The sequence below is a fragment of the Nonomuraea sp. NPDC051191 genome (genome assembly GCF_044455665.1).
Taxonomy (GTDB): domain Bacteria; phylum Actinomycetota; class Actinomycetes; order Streptosporangiales; family Streptosporangiaceae; genus Nonomuraea.
Genome location: NZ_JBITEZ010000015.1, coordinates 153,734 through 170,676 on the forward strand (window position 1 = coordinate 153,734; position 16,943 = coordinate 170,676).

A 16,943-nucleotide genomic window follows, 5' to 3' on the forward strand; every position below is an offset into this window, starting at 1 on the left:
GGTCAGGCGGCGTCCCAGACGGCCTCGAACGCCGCCTGGGTGATCTCCGTCAGTTCCCAGATCTCCAGCGGCTGGTCGGTGAGGAAGCCGCGCTCGTCCTGGAGCCGGCCCCACCAGTAGCGGTGGGCGACCCGGTCGGTGTCGACCTCGATCTGCCTGATCGCCCAGTGCTCGCCGTCGCCCTCGACGCTCTCGAACAGCCAGACGCGCCCGCCGGGGCCGGCGTCGTGCCAGAAGCGGTGGGGCACGTCGGCCTCGGCGAGCTGCTTGACCAGCGGCAGGCGAAGATCCGGAACCATGCTCGGTAGGCTACACCGCTACCGCTGGTAGGCCCCGGCGTCCGGCGCCCCCGTCAGCGCCCTGCCCAGCATGTCCTTGCCGAAGGCGGCGCCGCCGTACCACGTGGGCGACAGCGGCAGGCCGCGGCCCAGCGCCGGGGAGCCCGGACGCAGCCGCAGGTCGGTGCGGGAGACGAACAGCGGGTCGGCCTTGACCGACTTCGGCCCCAGCTTGAAGGTCATCTTGCGGCCGGAGTAGACGCTGCCGCCGTCGTCGACGCCCTTGCCGTCGGCCCAGCCCGCCTCGCCGCCGACCTGGATCACGTTGTTGCGCAGCCTGAGGATGGCGGGCGAGCAGCCGTCGTGGCAGGACCAGCCGATGGTGTCCTTGGCCGGCAGGTAGACCGAGTTCTGGACGGCGATCGTGCCCTTGACCGGGCCGACGACGTGGCCGGGGCCGCGGGTGATGAGGAAGGAGCCGCGGCTGCGGCCGGAGGTGACGACGTTGAAGGCGAAGATGTTGCCGGTGGCGGTCTTGCCCTTCTGGGCGCCGAGCTCGGTGAAGGTCTCGTTGTCGCGCGCGGTGTTGTGGGTGACGCGGTTGCGGTCGCCGTTGAAGATCTCGACGGCGGACCCGTCGGTGCCGTAGTCGTGGCTCCTGGCGTAGCTGCCGGTGATGGTGTTGCGGGTCACCAGGTTGTCGTCGCCGTTGAGCAGCACGCCGAAGGCGCCGGAGTCGTTGTCGCCGCCCTCGTCGTTGACGCTCATGCGGTTGTTGCCGGTTAGCGTGCTGTCGCGGACGGTGTTGTGCGAGCCGGACGGCGTGATCCACACGCCCGCGACGTTGGCGTCGGCCTGGACGCCGGCCAGCTCGATGTGGTGGCCGCCGAGCTGGAACCCGGCGAACCGGCAGCCGGTGGCACGCAGGCCGCCGATCTGCCAGTAGGCGCCCTTGACGACCACGCAGTCGCGCTCTTCGCCGCTGATCCTGGGCAGGGCGCCGGTGCCGTGGGAGCGGATGATGATGGGCCGGGCGGCGGTGCCCGAGGCCGTGAGCCGCAGCGGGCCGGTGAAGCTGCCGCCCCGCTTGAAGCTGACGGTGTCGCCCGGCTTGAGGGCGACGGAGTTGACCTTGTCCAGCGACTTCCACGGCTTGTCGGCGCTGGTGCCGGCGGCGGAGTCGTCGCCGGCCCTGGAATCGACGTAGTAGGTGGTGCCCGCCCTGGCCTCCGCGGCGGTCGGTACGGCGGTCAGAAGCGAAGCCGCGACGGCTACGGAGAGCAACCTCATGCGCGCACACCACTATCTAATTGAGAACGGTACGGGGCGGAGCCCTACCGTAGCGTGATCAGTGTGTGATGCGCCACACACACACCGCAGGTCCTTCTCCCGGGATCTCGTCGCCGTCCGGAGCGTTGTAGACGCCCTGGGCCTGCGCTCCGATGGGCAGCGCCGCGCCGGGCGCCCGGCGGACGGACACCAGCAGCGACTCCTCGAACGTCTCGCGCGCGAAAACCAGGCAGTCGGCGTCGGCATGCAGCCAGCGCAACCCTCCGTGACGCAGGGCGGGCTCGGCGCGGCGCAGCCCGAGCAGCGCGCGGTAGGCCGCCAGGGTCGCCTGGTCCTGGTCGTGCGGCCGGTTCCAGGGCATCGGGGTGCGCGAGTGCTCCCCGTTGATCCCGGTCAGGCCGAACTCGCTGCCGGCGAAGACCATGGGCGTGCCGGGCAGCGTGGCCTGCAGGCCCAGGGCGAGCAGGTGGCGTTCGCGTGAGCCGGTCACCGTGCGGATGCGCGGCGAGTCGTGGGAGTCCAGGAGCTGCCAGGAGTGCGTGAGCGAGCGCCAGGACATGTGCGAGGCGAACGACCTGAACGTGGCCAGGGTGTCGGCGCCGTCACGCTCGGGCACGCCGCCCGGCACGCCGAGGAAGTGCGGGAGGTCCAGGTCGGGGCCGCGCAGCCAGGCCCAGACCGGGCGGGTGAAGCCGCCGTAGTTCATGGTGCCGTGCCAGCCGTCGCGGTCGAGGTCGAGCGAGGCGTCGTGGTTGTGCTCGGCGATGAAGGCCGCCTCGGGGCCGAGCTGGCGGCGCAGCATGGCGGCGACCTCGTGGTTGCGGTCTTCGGGGCCGAGCCTGGCGGTCATGTTGGCGACGTCCACGCGCCAGCCGTCCAGGGGGCCGAGCCACTTCTTCAGCACCGCGCGCATGCTGGAGCGCACCAGCTCGCTGCCCCAGTTGAGCTTGGGCAGCGACTTGACGCCCCACCACGACTCGTAGTCGCCGGTGTCGGGGTCGAAGTAGAACATCTCCCGTTCGAGGGCGTTCACGTCGGACACGGCGGCGGTGAACCATTCGTGGGCGTCGCCGCAGTGGTTGGTGGTGATGTCGCCGAGCAGGCGCATGCCGCGGGCGTGCAGCGCGCCCGACAGCCGGTGCAGGGCCTCGTCGCCGCCGAGCAGCGGGTCGACGTGCTCGAAGCTCGCGGCGTCGTAGCGGTGGTTGGAGCGGGCCGGGAAGACCGGCGTCAGGTAGACGGTGTCGGCGCCGAGCCCCTGGATGTGGTCCAGGCGCCGGGTGATCCCGTCGAGGTCGCCGCCGTAGAACTGCTGGGCGGTGCCGGGGCCGCTGGGGATCACCGGGTCGCGGTCCCAGTCGCGCGGCAGCGCCCAGTCGGGCAGGTCCGGCATCGGGCCGGAGCGGTCGAAGCGGTCGGGGAAGATCTGGTAGACGATCGCGTCCGACATCCACGAGGGCGGCGCCTGGTAGCAGACCAGGCGGAAGTCGCTCGCGTCGGTCAGGTCATGCGCGACCGGGCCGGCCGCGGTCAGCCACCGCCGGCCGCGGCGGGTGTGCAGCAGGAACCGGTACGGGGTGACCGGGTTGACCGCGGTGATCTCCGCCTGCCACCAGACGTCGTCCGCGCCGTAGCCGGCCACCGGCGTGCCGGTCCTGGAGTCGTCGACGCGCGCCTCGGCGTAGCGGGGCTCGCCGTCGCAGACGGTGCGCACGTGCACGCCGGTGATCCCGGCGGCCCGCGGGGCCCGCAACCAGAGGGTCACCCGCGAGCCGAGCACCGGTTCCTGGCTGGAGACGTAGAGAGCTGAGCCGTCGTGATGCGGCTCGCCGACATAGCGCAATGAACTATCCCTTGACAGCCCCGGCCGTGAGGCCGGAGACGATGTACTTCTGCAGCCATAGGAACACGCTCACCGTGGGTACGGCGGTGAGCAACGTCGCCGCGGCGAACATGCCGAAGTTGGCGTTGCGGTGGTCGCCGGCGATCATGCCGTACATGCCGACGGCCAGGGTCTTGCTCTCGGGATCGCGCAGGAACACGTTGGCCATGAGGAACTCACTCATGACGCCGATGAAGGCCAGCAGCGCGGTGACCGCCAGGATCGGCGTGACCAGCGGCATGATGACCCGCCAGAAGATCTGCGCGTGGGTGGCGCCGTCCACGGTGGCGGCCTCGTCGAGCTCCTTGGGCACGGTGTCGAGGAAGCCCTTCATCAGCCAGGTGTTCACGCCGAGCGCGCCGCCCAGGTAGAGCAGCAGCAGGCCCCAGACGGTGTTGAAGCCGAACGCCGGGTACAGCTCGGTCACCCTGGTGAAGATCATGAAGATCGTCACGATGGCCAGGAACTGCGGGAACATCTGGATGAGCAGCAGTGCCAGCAGCCCGACCCGGCGTCCGGCGAAGCGCATGCGGCTGAAGGCGTAGGCGGCCAGCATCGACAGCAGCAGGCTCGCGAACGACGAGGCCAGCGCGATGAACACCGAGTTGAAGAACCACCGGCCGAACGGATAGTCGTCGGAGGTGAGCAGGTTGGCGAAGTTGTTCAGGCTCGCCCCCGACGGCAGCAGGTCGGTGGAGGCCAGCGTGCCCATCGGGTTGATCGCGGCCGAGACCACGAACAGGATCGGGAACAGCGCGAACGCGCACACCAGCAGCACGAACACGTGCCTGAGCGCGATCCTCATGCGTAGACCTCCTCCTGCTTGCGGGTACGGCGGAAGGCCACGGCCGAGATGACCGCCACGATCGCGAAGATGAACACCGAGATCGCCGCCGCGAACCCGAACTGCGCCCCGCCGGCGCCGAACGCCAGCCGGAAGGTGTAGGTGATCAGCAGGTCGGTGGCGCCCACCTGCGGGCTCTCGGCCGGGAACGGCCCGCCCTCGGTGGTGAGCGCGATGGCGTTGAAGTTGTTGAAGTTGAACGCGAACGACGAGATCAGCAGCGGCGTCAGCGCGACCAGCAGCAGCGGCAGCGTCACCCGCCGGAACGCCTTGGACGGAGTGGCGCCGTCGATGGAGGCCGCCTCGGTCAGCTCGCGCGGGATCGCCTGGAGCGCGCCGGTGGTGACCAGGAACATGTACGGGAAGCCGAGCCACAGGTTGACCAGGATGACCGCGAACCGGGCGGTGAGCGGCTCGCCGAGCCAGTCGACGTTCAGCCCGAAGAACTGGTTGATCAGGCCGAAGTCGCGGTTGAACATGTCGCGCCAGACCAGCAGCATGGCGAAGGCCGGCATGGCGTACGGCAGGATCAGCGCGATCCGGTACGCCTTCGTGCCGCGCATGCGCGGATGGTGCAGCGCCAGCGCCACGGCCATGCCCAGCCCGAACGTGCCGGCCACGGAGACCAGCGCGAACACCAGGTTCCAGCCCAGCACGCCGACAAAGTAGCCGGAGATGGTGGGGTTGGTCAGGACGCGGGCGAAGTTGTCCAGGCCGACGTTCACCTGCCAGCCCTGGGCCAGGTGCTCGCCCTTGGCGTTGACGAAGTAGCCCTGGTCCTCGTCGGCCGTCCAGGTGTCGCCGTTGCCCTTGACGCAGTCGCAGGCGGCGTCGTGGACGAGCGCGGCCCTGCCCTCCACGGCCCGGCTCAGGCCGTTGGCCTTGATCACGCCGCCCGGCGTCGGCACGGACAGCGCCGAGATCTCCTGGCCGCGGGCGGCGGCCTCGGGCGCCTTCAGCACGGTCACGCCGGGGGCCGACAGGACCTTGCCGGTGAGGCCGACCTGGGCGCCCTCCAGCGGGGTCAGCCCCTCGCCGGTGCCCAGCCGTACCTGCTTGGTCTTGGGGTCGACCAGCAGGAACACCAGCTCGTCGCCGCGCAGGGCGGTGGTCAGGCCGTACTCGGGCGAGCCGGGGGCCTGGCGGACCGAGCCGGTCTCGATGGCGATGACGGCGTCGGCCTTGTCGCCGCGGTGCCCGTCGCCGAAGTTCGTGAACGCGGTGGTCACCGTGTAGAGCACGGGCAGCACCTGGAAGGCGATCAGGAACAGGGTGCCGGGGACGAGGTACTTGGCCGGGATGAAGCGGCGGGTCAGGTAGAGGTAGGCGATGACCGCGGCGGCCAGCCCCAGCAGCGTGAGGGAGACCCACGACTCGGCGGTGACCAGCGGTGGCACGGCGTAGAGCAGGATCGCGGCGGCCACGGCGAGCACCGCGATCCTGCTCACCACGAACGCCGTGGTGATTTCCCGGCGAGGCCGCGGGGACCGGTCGGTCCCCACGGCCTCGTGCACGTCCTGGGTCATGTCAGTTCTTGAGCGCGCCGTCGATGGCCTTCTGCGCGGCGGCGGCGGCCTTGGCGGCGTCGCCGCCCTTGACCACGGCCGTCTCCGCGATGCCGAACGGCTCCCAGATGGCGGCCATCTCGGGGATGGCGGGCATCGGCATGCCGCTCTTGCCCGCGTCCATGAACTTGGCGGCGTCGGGGTCGGCGGCCTGGACCTCCTGCAGCGCGGCGGTCAGCGCCGGGGGCCGGGGGTCGGCCTCGTACAGGGCCTTGGCGACGTCCTTGTTGGTGACGTAGTTGGCGACGAACTCCTGGGCCAGGGCCTTGCTCTTGCCCTTGGCGGCCACGAAGAACGTCTGGACGCCGACGAACGGCGTGGCCGGCTTGCCGTCCTTGAACGCCGGGACGGGCGTGATGTCGTAGGAGACGCCGCCCTTCTTGACCTCGCTCATGGCCCACGGGCCGGAGATCAGGTAGGCGCACTTGCCGGCGGCGAAGTTGACGATGTAGTTCTCGTTGGTGACCGACGTCTTGAGCGCGCCGTCACCCTTCTCGCCGAGCTCCTTCAGCTTGCCGAACGCCTTGACCGAGCCCTCGGAGCCGAGCAGCACCTGCTTGGGGTCGGGGTCGCCGGAGGCGGTCTGGCCGAACAGCGCGCCGCCCGCGGAGGCGAACAGCGGGTAGGCGTGGAAGGCGTCGCCCTTGACGCCGACGGGCAGGCAGAGCACCTCCTTGACCTTGCCGGCCTTCTTCAGCTCCTTGCCCTTGTCGATCATCTCGTCGAGCGTGGCGGGGGCGTCGGGGGCGAGCTTGGTGTTGCGGATCAGGGCGATGTTCTCCACCGCGTACGGGGCGCCGTACACCTGGCCGTTGAAGGTGACCGCCTTCATGGCGATCTCCGAGAAGGCCGCCTTCTGCTCGTCGGTCAGCGTGACGGGGTCGATGGCGCCGTTCTGGACGAGGTTGCCGATCCAGTCGTGCGCGCCGATCATGATGTCCGGACCGCTGCCCTGCTGGGAGGCGGTCAGGAAGGTCATCTGGTTGTCCTTGCTGATCTCCTTCACCTCGACGGTCACGCCGTTCTCGGTGCCGAACTGGTCGGCGAAGGGCTTGAGCGGCTTGACCCGGCTCGGGTCGGCCCAGATGACCAGCGTGCCGCCCGCCGCCGAGGCCGGAGCCGAGGCCGAGGCCGAACCGCTGGGCTGCGCCGACGAGGCGGGCGCGCCGGAGTCACCACAAGCCGTAGCGGCGAACGCGAGGGTGGAGAGGGCGGCCACTCCCAGGACCCGTACACGCATGAGACCTCCCGAGGTCATGGAGGAGCGGCGGCGCCTGCGTGCGCCGCCGTCAAAAGATCGTTATTCGCCGCTGTTCACGGCTTACGTTTCCGGGACGTTAGCGGCTCTTTGCAAGAATTGGAAGAACTTGCGAAAGAGCGTTACCGGAACCACATCCGACCCGTCGCCCGCTGACCTCGTCCCCGCCCGCGAGAACGCCTTGACGCCCAATCTGCAACTTTCCGAAACTTGCACTTGACCTGTCGCAAGAACGCGCGACATCCTGCACCAGACATCACGGACATCCGGGGGAAGGAAAGCCATGCTCGGCAACGACGACTGGTGGCGGGACGCCGTCGTGTATCAGGTCTACCCCCGGAGCTTCGCCGACGCCGACGGCGACGGCACCGGCGACCTGAAGGGCGTGCGGGCGCGCCTGGACTACCTGGCCAGGCTGGGCGTGGACGCGATCTGGCTGAGCCCCTTCTACACCTCCCCCATGGCCGACGGCGGCTACGACGTGGCCGACTACCGGGACGTGGACCCGATGTTCGGCACGCTGGCCGACTTCGACGCCCTGGTCGCGCAGGCCCACGGGCACGGCATCCGGGTGATCGTGGACCTCGTCCCCAACCACTCCTCCGACCGCCACCCCTGGTTCCAGGGCGGCCTGCGCGACCGTTACATCTTCCGCGACCGGCCCAACGACTGGGAGTCGATCTTCGGCGGCCCCGCCTGGACCCAGGTCGAGGACGGCCAGTGGTACCTGCACCTGTTCGCGCCCGAGCAGCCCGACCTCAACTGGGACAATCCCGAGGTGCGCGCCGAGTTCCGCGACGTCCTGCGCTTCTGGCTGGACCGCGGCGTGGACGGCTTCCGGGTGGACGTGGCCCACGGCATGGTCAAGGCCGAGGGGCTGCCCGACGTCGGCCCCAAGGAGGGCCGCCAGGCCGAGATGCTGGGCGACGAGCGGGTGCCCTACTTCGACCAGGACGGCGTGCACGACATCTACCGGGAGTGGCGGCCGATCCTCGACTCCTACCCCGGCGGGCGGATGGCCGTCGCCGAGGCGTGGGTGTCCTCGCCCGAGCGGCTGGCCCGGTACGTGGGGCCGGACGAGCTGCACCAGGCGTTCAACTTCGAGTTCATGATGGCCGACTTCCACGCCAAGTCGTTCCGTTCGGTGATCGAGAAGTCGCTGGCCGAGGCCGAGCTGGTCGGCGCGCCCACCACCTGGGTGCTGTCCAACCACGACAAGCCCCGCCACGTCACCCGGCACGGCGGCCTGGCCCGCGCCCGCGCGGCGACGCTGCTCATGCTGGCCCTGCCCGGCTCGGCCTACCTCTACAACGGCGAGGAGCTGGGCCTGCCCGAGGTCCTCGACCTGCCCGACGAGCTGCGCCAGGACCCGGCCTTCCGGCGCACCGGCGAGAGCCGCGACGGCTGCCGGGTGCCGATCCCGTGGACGAGCGAGCCGGGCTGCGGCTGGACCGACCCGTGGCTGCCGATCCCCGCCTCGTGGACACTGCTGTCGGCCGCGGCCCAGGAGCACGACCCGGACTCCACGCTGCACCTCTACCGGGCCGCGCTCAGGCTGCGCAAGGAGCACCCGGCGCTCGGCGGCGGCACGCTGAGATGGCTGGAGACCTCCGAGGACGTGCTGGCCGTCCAGCGCGACCCGGGCCTGGTCGTGATGCTGAACACCGGCGAGGAGCCGGTCGCCCCGGTCGTGCCCGGCACGGTGCTGCTGGCCAGCGGTCCGCTGGCGGCCGACGGCTCGGTCCCGCCGGACACCACGGTCTGGATCCAGCGCTGACGTTGGCGGAACCTTTCCCTCAACGCTGCCTGAACGCGGCATGTGGCGGCAATGACGGTTAGTAGTCTCGGGGAGTGCCACCCATGTGGGCCCGCTCCCTGCGCGGACGCGTCACCCTCATCGCGACGGCCGTAGCCGCCCTCGTGCTGATCCCCGTGGGCATCGCCGGGTGCATCGTCTCGCGGTCCCTGGTGACGGCCGCCGTCTACCGGGACACGCGGGACACCGCCGAGCGGGTGGCCTCCGAGATGCGCGCGGGCGGGCTGCCGCAGGGCGCCACGATCCCGGTGCCCAATCCGTCCATCGACCTGATCCAGGTGGTCGGGACCGACGGCCGCGTCCTGGCCAGCAGCGACGCGGCCAGGAACCTGCCGCCGCTCAGCGACGTGCGGCCCACCGCCGAGAGCCGCGTCGTCAACACCACCAACTGCCTGCCGACCGAGTGCGTGCACCTGTCGGCGGTCAAGGCCGGCATGTCGGAGGACTCCCCCATCGTCTACGCCGGCCGCAGCACCCCGGAGGTGCTGGCCTCGCAGACGCTGGAGGTGATCGTGTTCTCCCAGGTGGCAGTGCTGATCGCGCTCACCGCCTGGGCGACCTGGCTGGTCACCGGCCGCGCGCTGCGCCCGGTGGCGACCATGCGCGCCGAGCTGGACGCGGTCAGCGCCGGCGACCTGAGCCACCGGGTCACCCAGCCGGGCGGCGAGGACGAGGTCGCCATGCTGGCCAAGGCCGTCAACAACACACTGGCCCGGCTGGAACGTTCCGCGCTGCAACAACGCCAGTTCGCCTCCGACGCCTCCCACGAGCTGCGCACCCCGATCGCCGGGCTGCGCGCCCAACTGGAGAGCGCCCAGCTCTACCCGGAGGACACCGACGTGGAGGCGCTGGTGGACAGCGCCCTGCGCGACACCGACCGGCTGGAGGCGATCATCACCGACCTGCTGCTGCTGGCCAGGATCGGCTCCCGGGTGGACATGGCCAGGGAGCCGGTGGACCTAGCCGACCTCGTACGGCAGGAGCTGGCCGTGCGCAGCGACAAGCTGCCCACGCGGCTGGAGCTGACCGAAGGCGTGGTCGTCGAGGGCGTGCGCCTGCAACTGGCCCGGGTGCTGACGAACCTGCTGGACAACGCCCAGCGGCACGCCGAGACCCTGGTGCTGGTCGTGGTCGCCAGGGAGGCGGGCCCGGCCAGGGGCGGCACGGCCGTGCTGGCGGTGGAGAACGACGGCCAGGAGATCGCCGAGGCCGACCGCGAGCGCATCTTCGAGCGGTTCACCCGCCTGGACGCCGCCCGCAGCCGCGACTCCGGCGGCACCGGCCTCGGCCTGGCGATCGCCAGGGACGTGGCGATGGCCCACCGGGGCAGCGTGCGGGTGGAGGACCGCCGGGGCGGGGCGCGGTTCGTCCTGAGGCTTCCGGCCATCTGATGTCGAAAGCGTAGATTTCCGGCAGCCGGTTAGTGGATCATGCCCTCATGACGCAAGAAGTCCCCCAGGGCGTGGATCCTCACATCCCCAACACCGCGCGCATGTACGACTACTTCCTGGGCGGAAAGAACAATTTCCCGGCTGACCGGGAGCTGGCCGAGCTGGTGCTGAGCGCGATGCCGGAGGTCAGGGACGGCACGCGGGAGAACCGGCTGCTGATCGGCCGGATGGTGAAGTACCTGTGCGAGCGGGGTGTCACCCAGTTCCTCGACCTCGGCTCCGGTCTGCCGGCCGCCGAGAACGTGCACGAGGTGGCGTTGCGGCTCGCGCCGGAGGCCCGCGTGGTCTACGTGGACAGCGACCCGGTGGTGGCCGCGCACGGCCGGGCGCTGCTGGCCGACCCCGGGCAGGTGGCCATGCTGCACGGCGACGTCCGGCGCCCGCGGGAGGTGCTGGACAGCCCCGAGGTGCGCGGGCTGCTGGACTTCGGCAAGCCCGTCGCCGTGCTCATGATGTTCGTGCTGCACCTGATCCCCGACAAGGACGACCCGCAGGGCTTCGTGGCCGCCTACCGCGACGCGCTCGCCCCCGGCAGCTACCTGGCCCTGTCGCACGTGGGCACCGACCACGCGCCGCAGCGCGTGGCCCGCGTCAGCCAGTTCTACCGGCGAGCCAACGCGCCCTTCTGCCCGCGGCCGGGCAAGGAGATCGCGGCCTTCTTCGGCGACTTCGAGCTGATCCCGCCCGGTCTGGCCACGGGCAAGGGGCCGGAGCTCGGTTTCCCGTTCACCGACCCCCAGAACCCGCCCTTCTACGACGACGACTTCGCCCGCATGGGCTACGCGGGCATCGGCCGCAAGCCCTAGATGTACTGACCTAGACGCTTCGCACGCGGGCCCTAGACGCGCACGACCTCGCGTTCCGCCTCCGGCCCGGGGCGGTCGTCCGCCTCGTCGAGCAGCGTGGACTCGTCGAACGGCGCCCGCCCGGCCAGCACCTCGGCGGCGCGTTCCCGGTCGAACTCGCCGGTCCAGGTGCCGACCACGACAGTGGCCACGGCGTTGCCCGCGAAGTTGGTCAGCGCCCTGGCCTCGGACATGAACCGGTCGATGCCGACGATGAGGCCGACGCCGTCCACCAGTTCGGGGCGGTGCGACTGCAGGCCGCCGGCGAGCGTGGCCAGGCCAGCGCCGGTCACGCCCGCGGCGCCCTTGGAGGCGACCATCATGAACAGCAGCAGCGAGATCTGCTCGCCGACCTGCAGCGGCGCGCCGGTGGCCGAGGCGATGAACAGCGTGGCCATGGTGAGGTAGATGGCGGTGCCGTCGAGGTTGAAGGAGTAGCCGGTCGGGACGGTGATGCCGGCCACCGTCCGGCTCACCCCGAAGTGCTCCATCTTGGCGATCAGCCGCGGCAGCGCCGTCTCCGACGACGACGTGGACAGGATCAGCAGGAACTCCCGGCCGAGGTAGCGCAGCAGCGACCACAGGTTGATCCGGGCGACCAGCCACAGCAGCGCGCCCAGCACCACGCCCACGAACAGCAGGCAGGTGACGTAGAAGGCGATCATGATGATGGCCAGGCTCTTGAGCGCCTCGATCCCGGTGGCGCCGACCACGGCCGCGATGGCCCCGAAAGCGCCGACCGGCGCGGCCCACATGACCATGGCCAGGATGCGGAACACCAGCCGCTGGACGTGCTCGACGCCGCGCAGGATCGGCGCGCCCCGCTCCCCCATCGCCTGCAGCGCGAACCCGGCCAGCAGCGCCACCAGCAGCGTCTGCAGGACCGAACCCTCGGTGAAGGCCGACACCAGGGTGACGGGGATGATGCCGAGCAGGAAGTCGACCCCGCCGGTGGCCTCGCCCTTGGCCGCCTCGGCCTCGGCGGCCTGCTTGGCGGCGTCGGTCAGGTGCAGCCCGGAGCCGGGGTCGATGACGTTGCCGACCAGCAGGCCGATGACCAGGGCCACGGTGGACATCACCATGAAGTAGCCGAGTGCGAGGCCGCCGACCTTGCCGACCTTGGCGGCCTGGCGTACCGAGCCGATGCCGAGCACGATCGTGCAGAAGATGATGGGGCTGATCAGCATCTTGATCAGCGCCACGAAGCCGGTGCCGAGGGGTTTGAGCTCCTTGCCCGCCTCCGGCCAGACGAATCCGACCAGGATGCCGAGCAGGACCGCCACGACGACGGCCAGGTACAGGTAACGAGTTCGATCACGCATGGGGGGTCTCTCCACCGCTTTGGAAAAAGGGGCTGGCCGTGCGACTATGCGCCTCACTGTGACCCACGTCACGATTGAGTAAGTTTCGTTCACGCGAGGGGAGGCTCATGCGCCGCTGGAGCCTGGCGGGCCAGATGCTGGTCCTGCAGTTGCTCGTGGTCGCGGTCGCCGTCACCGGCTGCGTGGTGCTCGCGCTGGTGCAGGCCCATCGCCTGCTGACCGAGGAGGCGGGCGCCACGGCCAGGGCCGTGGCGGTCAGCGTGGCCGCCGCGCCGGGCGTGGCCGCCGCCCTGGACGACCCGGAACCGACCCTGGCGCTGCAGCCGTACGCCGAACGGGTGCGCGAGCAGACGGGCGTCGACTTCGTCACCATCATGAAGCCGGACGGCACCCGCTACACCCACCCGAACCCGGCCGAGATCGGCAGACGTTTCCTCGGCCACACCGGGCGGGCGCTGGCCGGTGAGACCTTCGTCGAGACCTACACCGGCACGCTCGGCCCCTCCAAGCGGGCCGTGACGCCCGTGTGGTCCGGGGGCCGGGTGCGGGCCCTGGTCAGCGCGGGCATCACGATCGACCGGATCAGCGCCAGGCTGCGCGACCAGCTCGCCTGGAGCGGCCTGGTCGCCGCACTGGCGCTCGGCCTGGGCGCGGCCGGGACGTGGCTGGTCACCGTACGGCTGCGCCGCCAGACCCACGGGCTCGGCCCGGTGGAGCTGGGCCGCATCCACGACCACCACGACGCCGTCCTGCACGCCGTGCGGGAGGGCCTGCTGCTGGTCGGCGGCGACGGCACGCTGACGCTCTGCAACGACGCCGCCCGGCAGCTCCTGGACCTGCCGCCGGACGCCGAGGGCCGGCACGTGGCCGAGCTGGGCCTGTCGGCGCTGCTGGAGGGCCACGAGGAACGCGTGCACCTGGCCGGCGACCGGGTGCTGGCCGTCAACATCGCGGCCAGCAGGCTCGGCACGGTGGTGACCGTACGCGACCACACCGAGCTGCAGGCGCTGGCCGGGCAGCTCGACGCCGAGCGCGGCTTCGCCGACTCGCTGCGCTCGGCCGCGCACGAGGCCGCCAACCGGCTGCACACCGTGATCACGCTGGTCGAGCTGGGACGCACCGAGCAGGCGGTCGCGCTGGGCACGGCGGAGCTGCGCGCGGCGCAGGAGCTGACCGACCGGGTGGTGGGCGCGGTGCGCGAGCCGGTGCTGGCCGCGCTGCTGCTCGGCAAGAGCGCCGAGGCGGCCGAGCGCGGCGGCGAGCTGGTGCTGACGCCGGACAGCGACCTGGACGACCTGGGCCTGGACCCGCGCGACCTGGTGACGATCGTCGGCAACCTGGTCGACAACGCCCTCGACGCGGCCACCAGGGTCGAGGTGCGCCTGAGCGCGGACCGGGACGGGGTGGTGATCAGGGTGGCCGACGACGGGCCGGGGCTGACCGCGCCGGAGGCGTTCGCGAAGGGCTGGACCACCAAGGGCGACGGCCACGGGCTCGGGCTGGCGCTGGTCGGGCAGGCGGTGCGCCGCCTCGGCGGCACGATCGACGTGGCCGGATCGGCGTTCACCGTGCGCCTGCCGGTCCCGGAGCGGGTGCGATGAGCGGGCCGGGTGGGGCGGTCTCCGTGCTGATCGTGGAGGACGAGGGGATCACGGCCGAGGCCAACCGGGTCTACGTCGAGCGGGTGGCCGGCTTCGAGGTCGCCGGGGTGGCCCGCTCGGGCGGCGAGGCGCTGCGGTTCCTGCGCGGGCGGCCCGTCGACCTCATCCTGCTCGACCTGTACCTGCCCGACATGCACGGCCTGGAGGTGTGCCGCGCGGTGCGGGCCGGCGGGCTGCTGTGCGACGTCATCGCCGTCACCTCCGCGCGCGACCTGGCCATGGTCCGTTCGGCGGTGTCGCTGGGCGTCTCGCAGTACCTTCTCAAGCCGTTCACCTACGCGACCCTGGCCGAGAAGCTGACGCGTTACGCCCGGTTCAGGCAGGACACCGGCGTGATCGTCGCCCAGGGCGACGTGGACCGGGTGCTCGGCACCCTGCGCGGCCCCTCCGAGCTGCCCAAAGGGCTGGCCCGCGACACCCTCGACGCCGTGTCGGCCCGGCTGCGCGAGCGGCCCGGCGGCAGCTCCGCGCAGAGCGTCGCCGAGGCCGTGGGGGTGTCGCGGGTGACCGCCCGCCGCTACCTGGAACACCTGGTCGAGCTGGGGATGGCGGTGCGCGTGCCGCAGTACGGCGGGGTCGGCCGGCCAGAGTTGCTCTACCGGATCCCCATGGAAAGTTAATGGCGGTGACGCTGCCCGTTCAATCCCGGCCTCTAGCTTCTGGGTGCGATCCCACGCACTGAGGAGAAGACACTTGCGAGTCTTGGCCGTTGTTCCCGCCCGCGGAGGTTCGGCGGGCGTACCCCTGAAGAACCTCGCCCTGGTCGGGGGCGTCCCGCTGGTCACCCGCGCGGTACGGGCGTGCCTGCGGGCCGAGCTCGTGGACCAGGTCGTGGTCAGCACCGACCACCCGCAGATCGCCGAGACCGCCCGCGCGGCGGGGGCGGTCGTGGTGGAGCGGCCCGAGGAGCTGAGCGGCGCGACCGCCTCCAGCGAGTCGGCCGTGCTGCACGCCCTCGACGCCCTGGGCGAGGACCCCGAGGTGGTCGTTCTCGTGCAGTGCACCAGCGCGTTCATCGACCCGGCCGACCTGTCGGCCGCCGTGCGCAGGGTCCTGGACGGCGAGGCCGACTCGGTCGTGTCCGGGCTGCCCACTCACGAGTTCCTGTGGACGGCCGCGGGCGCGGGCGTCAACCACGACCCGGCCGTACGGCAGCGCAGGCAGGACCGCGAGCCGCAGTTCCGTGAGAACGGCGCGTTCTACGTCATGCGCACCGCCGGCCTGCGCGAGCACGGCCACCGCTTCTTCGGCGAGGTCGCCGTGCAGCCGGTGCCGCCGCAGCACGCCATCGAGGTCGACGACCCCGGGGACCTGGAGCTGGTGCGCGCCCTCGCGCCGTTCATCGACCAGCCCGAGCCGATCGACGTGGACGCGGTCATCACCGACTTCGACGGCGTGCACACCGACGACCGCGCCTACATCGACTCCGACGGCCGGGAGATGGTCCTGGTCAGCCGCTCGGACGGGATGGGCGTCTCGCTGCTGCGCCGCTCCGGGGTCAAGGTGCTGGTGATGTCCACCGAGCAGAACCCGGTCGTGGCCGCCCGCGCCCGCAAGCTGGGCGTGCCCGTGCTGCAGGGCCTGGCCGAGAAGCGCATCGTGCTGCGCGACTGGCTGGCCATCGAGGGCCTGGACCCGGCGCGCGTGGCCTATGTCGGCAACGACGTCAACGACCTGGGCCCGATGGCCGAGGTCGGCTGGCCGATCGCCACCCCCGACGCGCACCCGCGCGTGCGCGCCGCCGCCCGCGTGGTGCTGACCAGGCCCGGCGGCTCCGGCGCGGTGCGCGAGCTGTGCGACCTGGTGGTGGCGGCCCGCCCCGAGCCGCCGGTCGCCGAGGCCAAGGCCCGTCCGCGGCTCGGCCCGGTCGCGATCGGCGACGTGCTGGTCGGCGACGGCGAGCCCGTCTACATGATCGGCGAGATCGGCATCAACCACAACGGCGACCTCGACCTCGCCCGCCGGCTCATCGACGTGGCGGCCGAGGCGGGCTGCCAGGCGGTCAAGTTCCAGAAGCGCACCCCCGCGATCTGCGTGCCCGAGGAGCAGAAGGGCCAGATCAGGCAGACTCCGTGGGGCGAGATGACGTACCTGGAGTACAAGGAGCGCACCGAGTTCGGCTACGACGAGTACCGGCAGATCGCGAAGTACTGCGACGAGCGTGGCCTGCACTGGTTCGCCTCGCCGTGGGACGTGCCGTCCGTGGAGTTCCTGGAGAACATGGACGTGCTGACCCACAAGATCGCCTCGGCCAGCGTCGCCGACCACGAGCTGCTGCGCGCCCTGGCGGCCACCGGCAAGCCGCTCATCCTGTCCACCGGCATGTCCACGCTGTCGGAGATCGACCAGGCCGTCGAGATCCTCGGCACCGACCGGCTGATCATGATGCACGCCACCTCCACGTACCCGCTGCCGCCGGAGGAGGCCAACCTGCGCACGATCACCACGCTCAAGGAGCGCTACGGCGTGCCGGTCGGCTACTCCGGGCACGAGCGCGGCCTGCAGATCTCCCTGGCCGCGGTCACCCTGGGCGCGGTCTGCGTCGAGCGGCACATCACGCTCGACCGCACCATGTGGGGCTCCGACCACGCCGCCTCGCTGGAGCCGTCCGGGCTGGAGCACCTCGTCCGCGACATCCGCATCATCGAGCAGGCCATGGGCGACGGCGTCAAGCGCGTCTTCCCCGGCGAGGAGGCGCCCAAGGCCCGGCTGCGCCGGGTGACCGTCTGAG

13 protein-coding genes are annotated in these 16,943 nt (G+C 71.4%); 6 read left to right on the plus strand and 7 right to left on the minus strand.

Annotated elements, in window-relative coordinates; all coding sequences use genetic code 11:
* Positions 1 to 2 precede the first annotated feature (2 nt).
* From ACIA8R_RS38375 to ACIA8R_RS38400, 6 genes are read right to left on the minus strand one after another with little or no spacing between them, the layout of a single operon-like run.
* On the minus strand, positions 3 to 299 hold the full coding sequence (locus tag ACIA8R_RS38375) for a hypothetical protein (protein WP_357695911.1): 297 nt from the start codon (positions 297 to 299) through the stop codon (positions 3 to 5).
* Positions 300 to 317: 18 nt separating this feature from the next.
* A complete protein-coding gene (locus ACIA8R_RS38380; RefSeq protein ID WP_397042474.1) occupies positions 318 to 1,568 on the minus strand; it encodes a NosD domain-containing protein in 1,251 nt (416 codons plus the stop codon).
* Between the two features lie 58 nt (positions 1,569 to 1,626).
* The gene (locus ACIA8R_RS38385) at positions 1,627 to 3,411 is read right to left on the minus strand and encodes a glycoside hydrolase family 13 protein (RefSeq protein WP_397042475.1); all 1,785 of its coding nucleotides are present in this window, start codon (positions 3,409 to 3,411) and stop codon (positions 1,627 to 1,629) included.
* Between the two features lie 4 nt (positions 3,412 to 3,415).
* Complete coding sequence (locus ACIA8R_RS38390; protein ID WP_397042476.1) at positions 3,416 to 4,255, minus strand: sugar ABC transporter permease; 840 nt, start codon at positions 4,253 to 4,255, stop codon at positions 3,416 to 3,418.
* Positions 4,252 to 5,820 carry an ABC transporter permease subunit gene (locus ACIA8R_RS38395; protein WP_397042477.1) on the minus strand — a complete coding sequence of 523 codons (1,569 nt, stop codon included), beginning with the start codon at positions 5,818 to 5,820 and terminating at the stop codon, positions 4,252 to 4,254. Before ACIA8R_RS38395 ends, ACIA8R_RS38390 begins: the two co-directional genes overlap by 4 nt.
* 1 nt (position 5,821) lies before the next feature.
* Positions 5,822 to 7,099: a maltose ABC transporter substrate-binding protein gene (locus ACIA8R_RS38400; protein ID WP_357695901.1), complete on the minus strand. Its 1,278-nt coding sequence runs from the start codon at positions 7,097 to 7,099 to the stop codon at positions 5,822 to 5,824.
* Between the two features lie 301 nt (positions 7,100 to 7,400).
* Between ACIA8R_RS38400 and ACIA8R_RS38405 the strand changes: the two genes are divergently transcribed.
* The 3 genes from ACIA8R_RS38405 to ACIA8R_RS38415 all read left to right on the plus strand — a co-directional run bounded on the left by ACIA8R_RS38405 (position 7,401) and on the right by ACIA8R_RS38415 (position 11,190).
* On the plus strand, positions 7,401 to 8,894 hold the full coding sequence (locus ACIA8R_RS38405; RefSeq protein WP_364094449.1) for a glycoside hydrolase family 13 protein: 1,494 nt from the start codon (positions 7,401 to 7,403) through the stop codon (positions 8,892 to 8,894).
* Positions 8,895 to 8,977: 83 nt separating this feature from the next.
* The gene (locus ACIA8R_RS38410) at positions 8,978 to 10,324 is read left to right on the plus strand and encodes an ATP-binding protein (protein WP_357695897.1); all 1,347 of its coding nucleotides are present in this window, start codon (positions 8,978 to 8,980) and stop codon (positions 10,322 to 10,324) included.
* A gap of 47 nt (positions 10,325 to 10,371) precedes the next feature.
* Complete coding sequence (locus ACIA8R_RS38415) at positions 10,372 to 11,190, plus strand: SAM-dependent methyltransferase (protein ID WP_397042478.1); 819 nt, start codon at positions 10,372 to 10,374, stop codon at positions 11,188 to 11,190.
* A gap of 32 nt (positions 11,191 to 11,222) precedes the next feature.
* Here ACIA8R_RS38415 and ACIA8R_RS38420 read toward each other — a convergent pair whose 3' ends face one another.
* Positions 11,223 to 12,551, minus strand: a complete 1,329-nt coding sequence (locus tag ACIA8R_RS38420; RefSeq protein ID WP_357695893.1) for a cation:dicarboxylate symporter family transporter — start codon at positions 12,549 to 12,551, stop codon at positions 11,223 to 11,225.
* Positions 12,552 to 12,658: 107 nt separating this feature from the next.
* On the opposite strand from ACIA8R_RS38420, the gene ACIA8R_RS38425 reads away from it, so the two are divergent.
* The 3 genes from ACIA8R_RS38425 (at position 12,659) to ACIA8R_RS38435 (ending at position 16,942) form a co-directional block, all read left to right on the plus strand.
* The gene (locus ACIA8R_RS38425; protein ID WP_397042479.1) at positions 12,659 to 14,152 is read left to right on the plus strand and encodes an ATP-binding protein; all 1,494 of its coding nucleotides are present in this window, start codon (positions 12,659 to 12,661) and stop codon (positions 14,150 to 14,152) included.
* Positions 14,149 to 14,832, plus strand: coding sequence for a response regulator (locus tag ACIA8R_RS38430; RefSeq protein WP_357695889.1), 684 nt, complete (start codon positions 14,149 to 14,151; stop codon positions 14,830 to 14,832). Before ACIA8R_RS38425 ends, ACIA8R_RS38430 begins: the two co-directional genes overlap by 4 nt.
* 82 nt (positions 14,833 to 14,914) lie before the next feature.
* On the plus strand, positions 14,915 to 16,942 hold the full coding sequence (locus tag ACIA8R_RS38435; RefSeq protein WP_364094458.1) for an N-acetylneuraminate synthase family protein: 2,028 nt from the start codon (positions 14,915 to 14,917) through the stop codon (positions 16,940 to 16,942).
* Position 16,943: the final 1 nt, after the last annotated feature.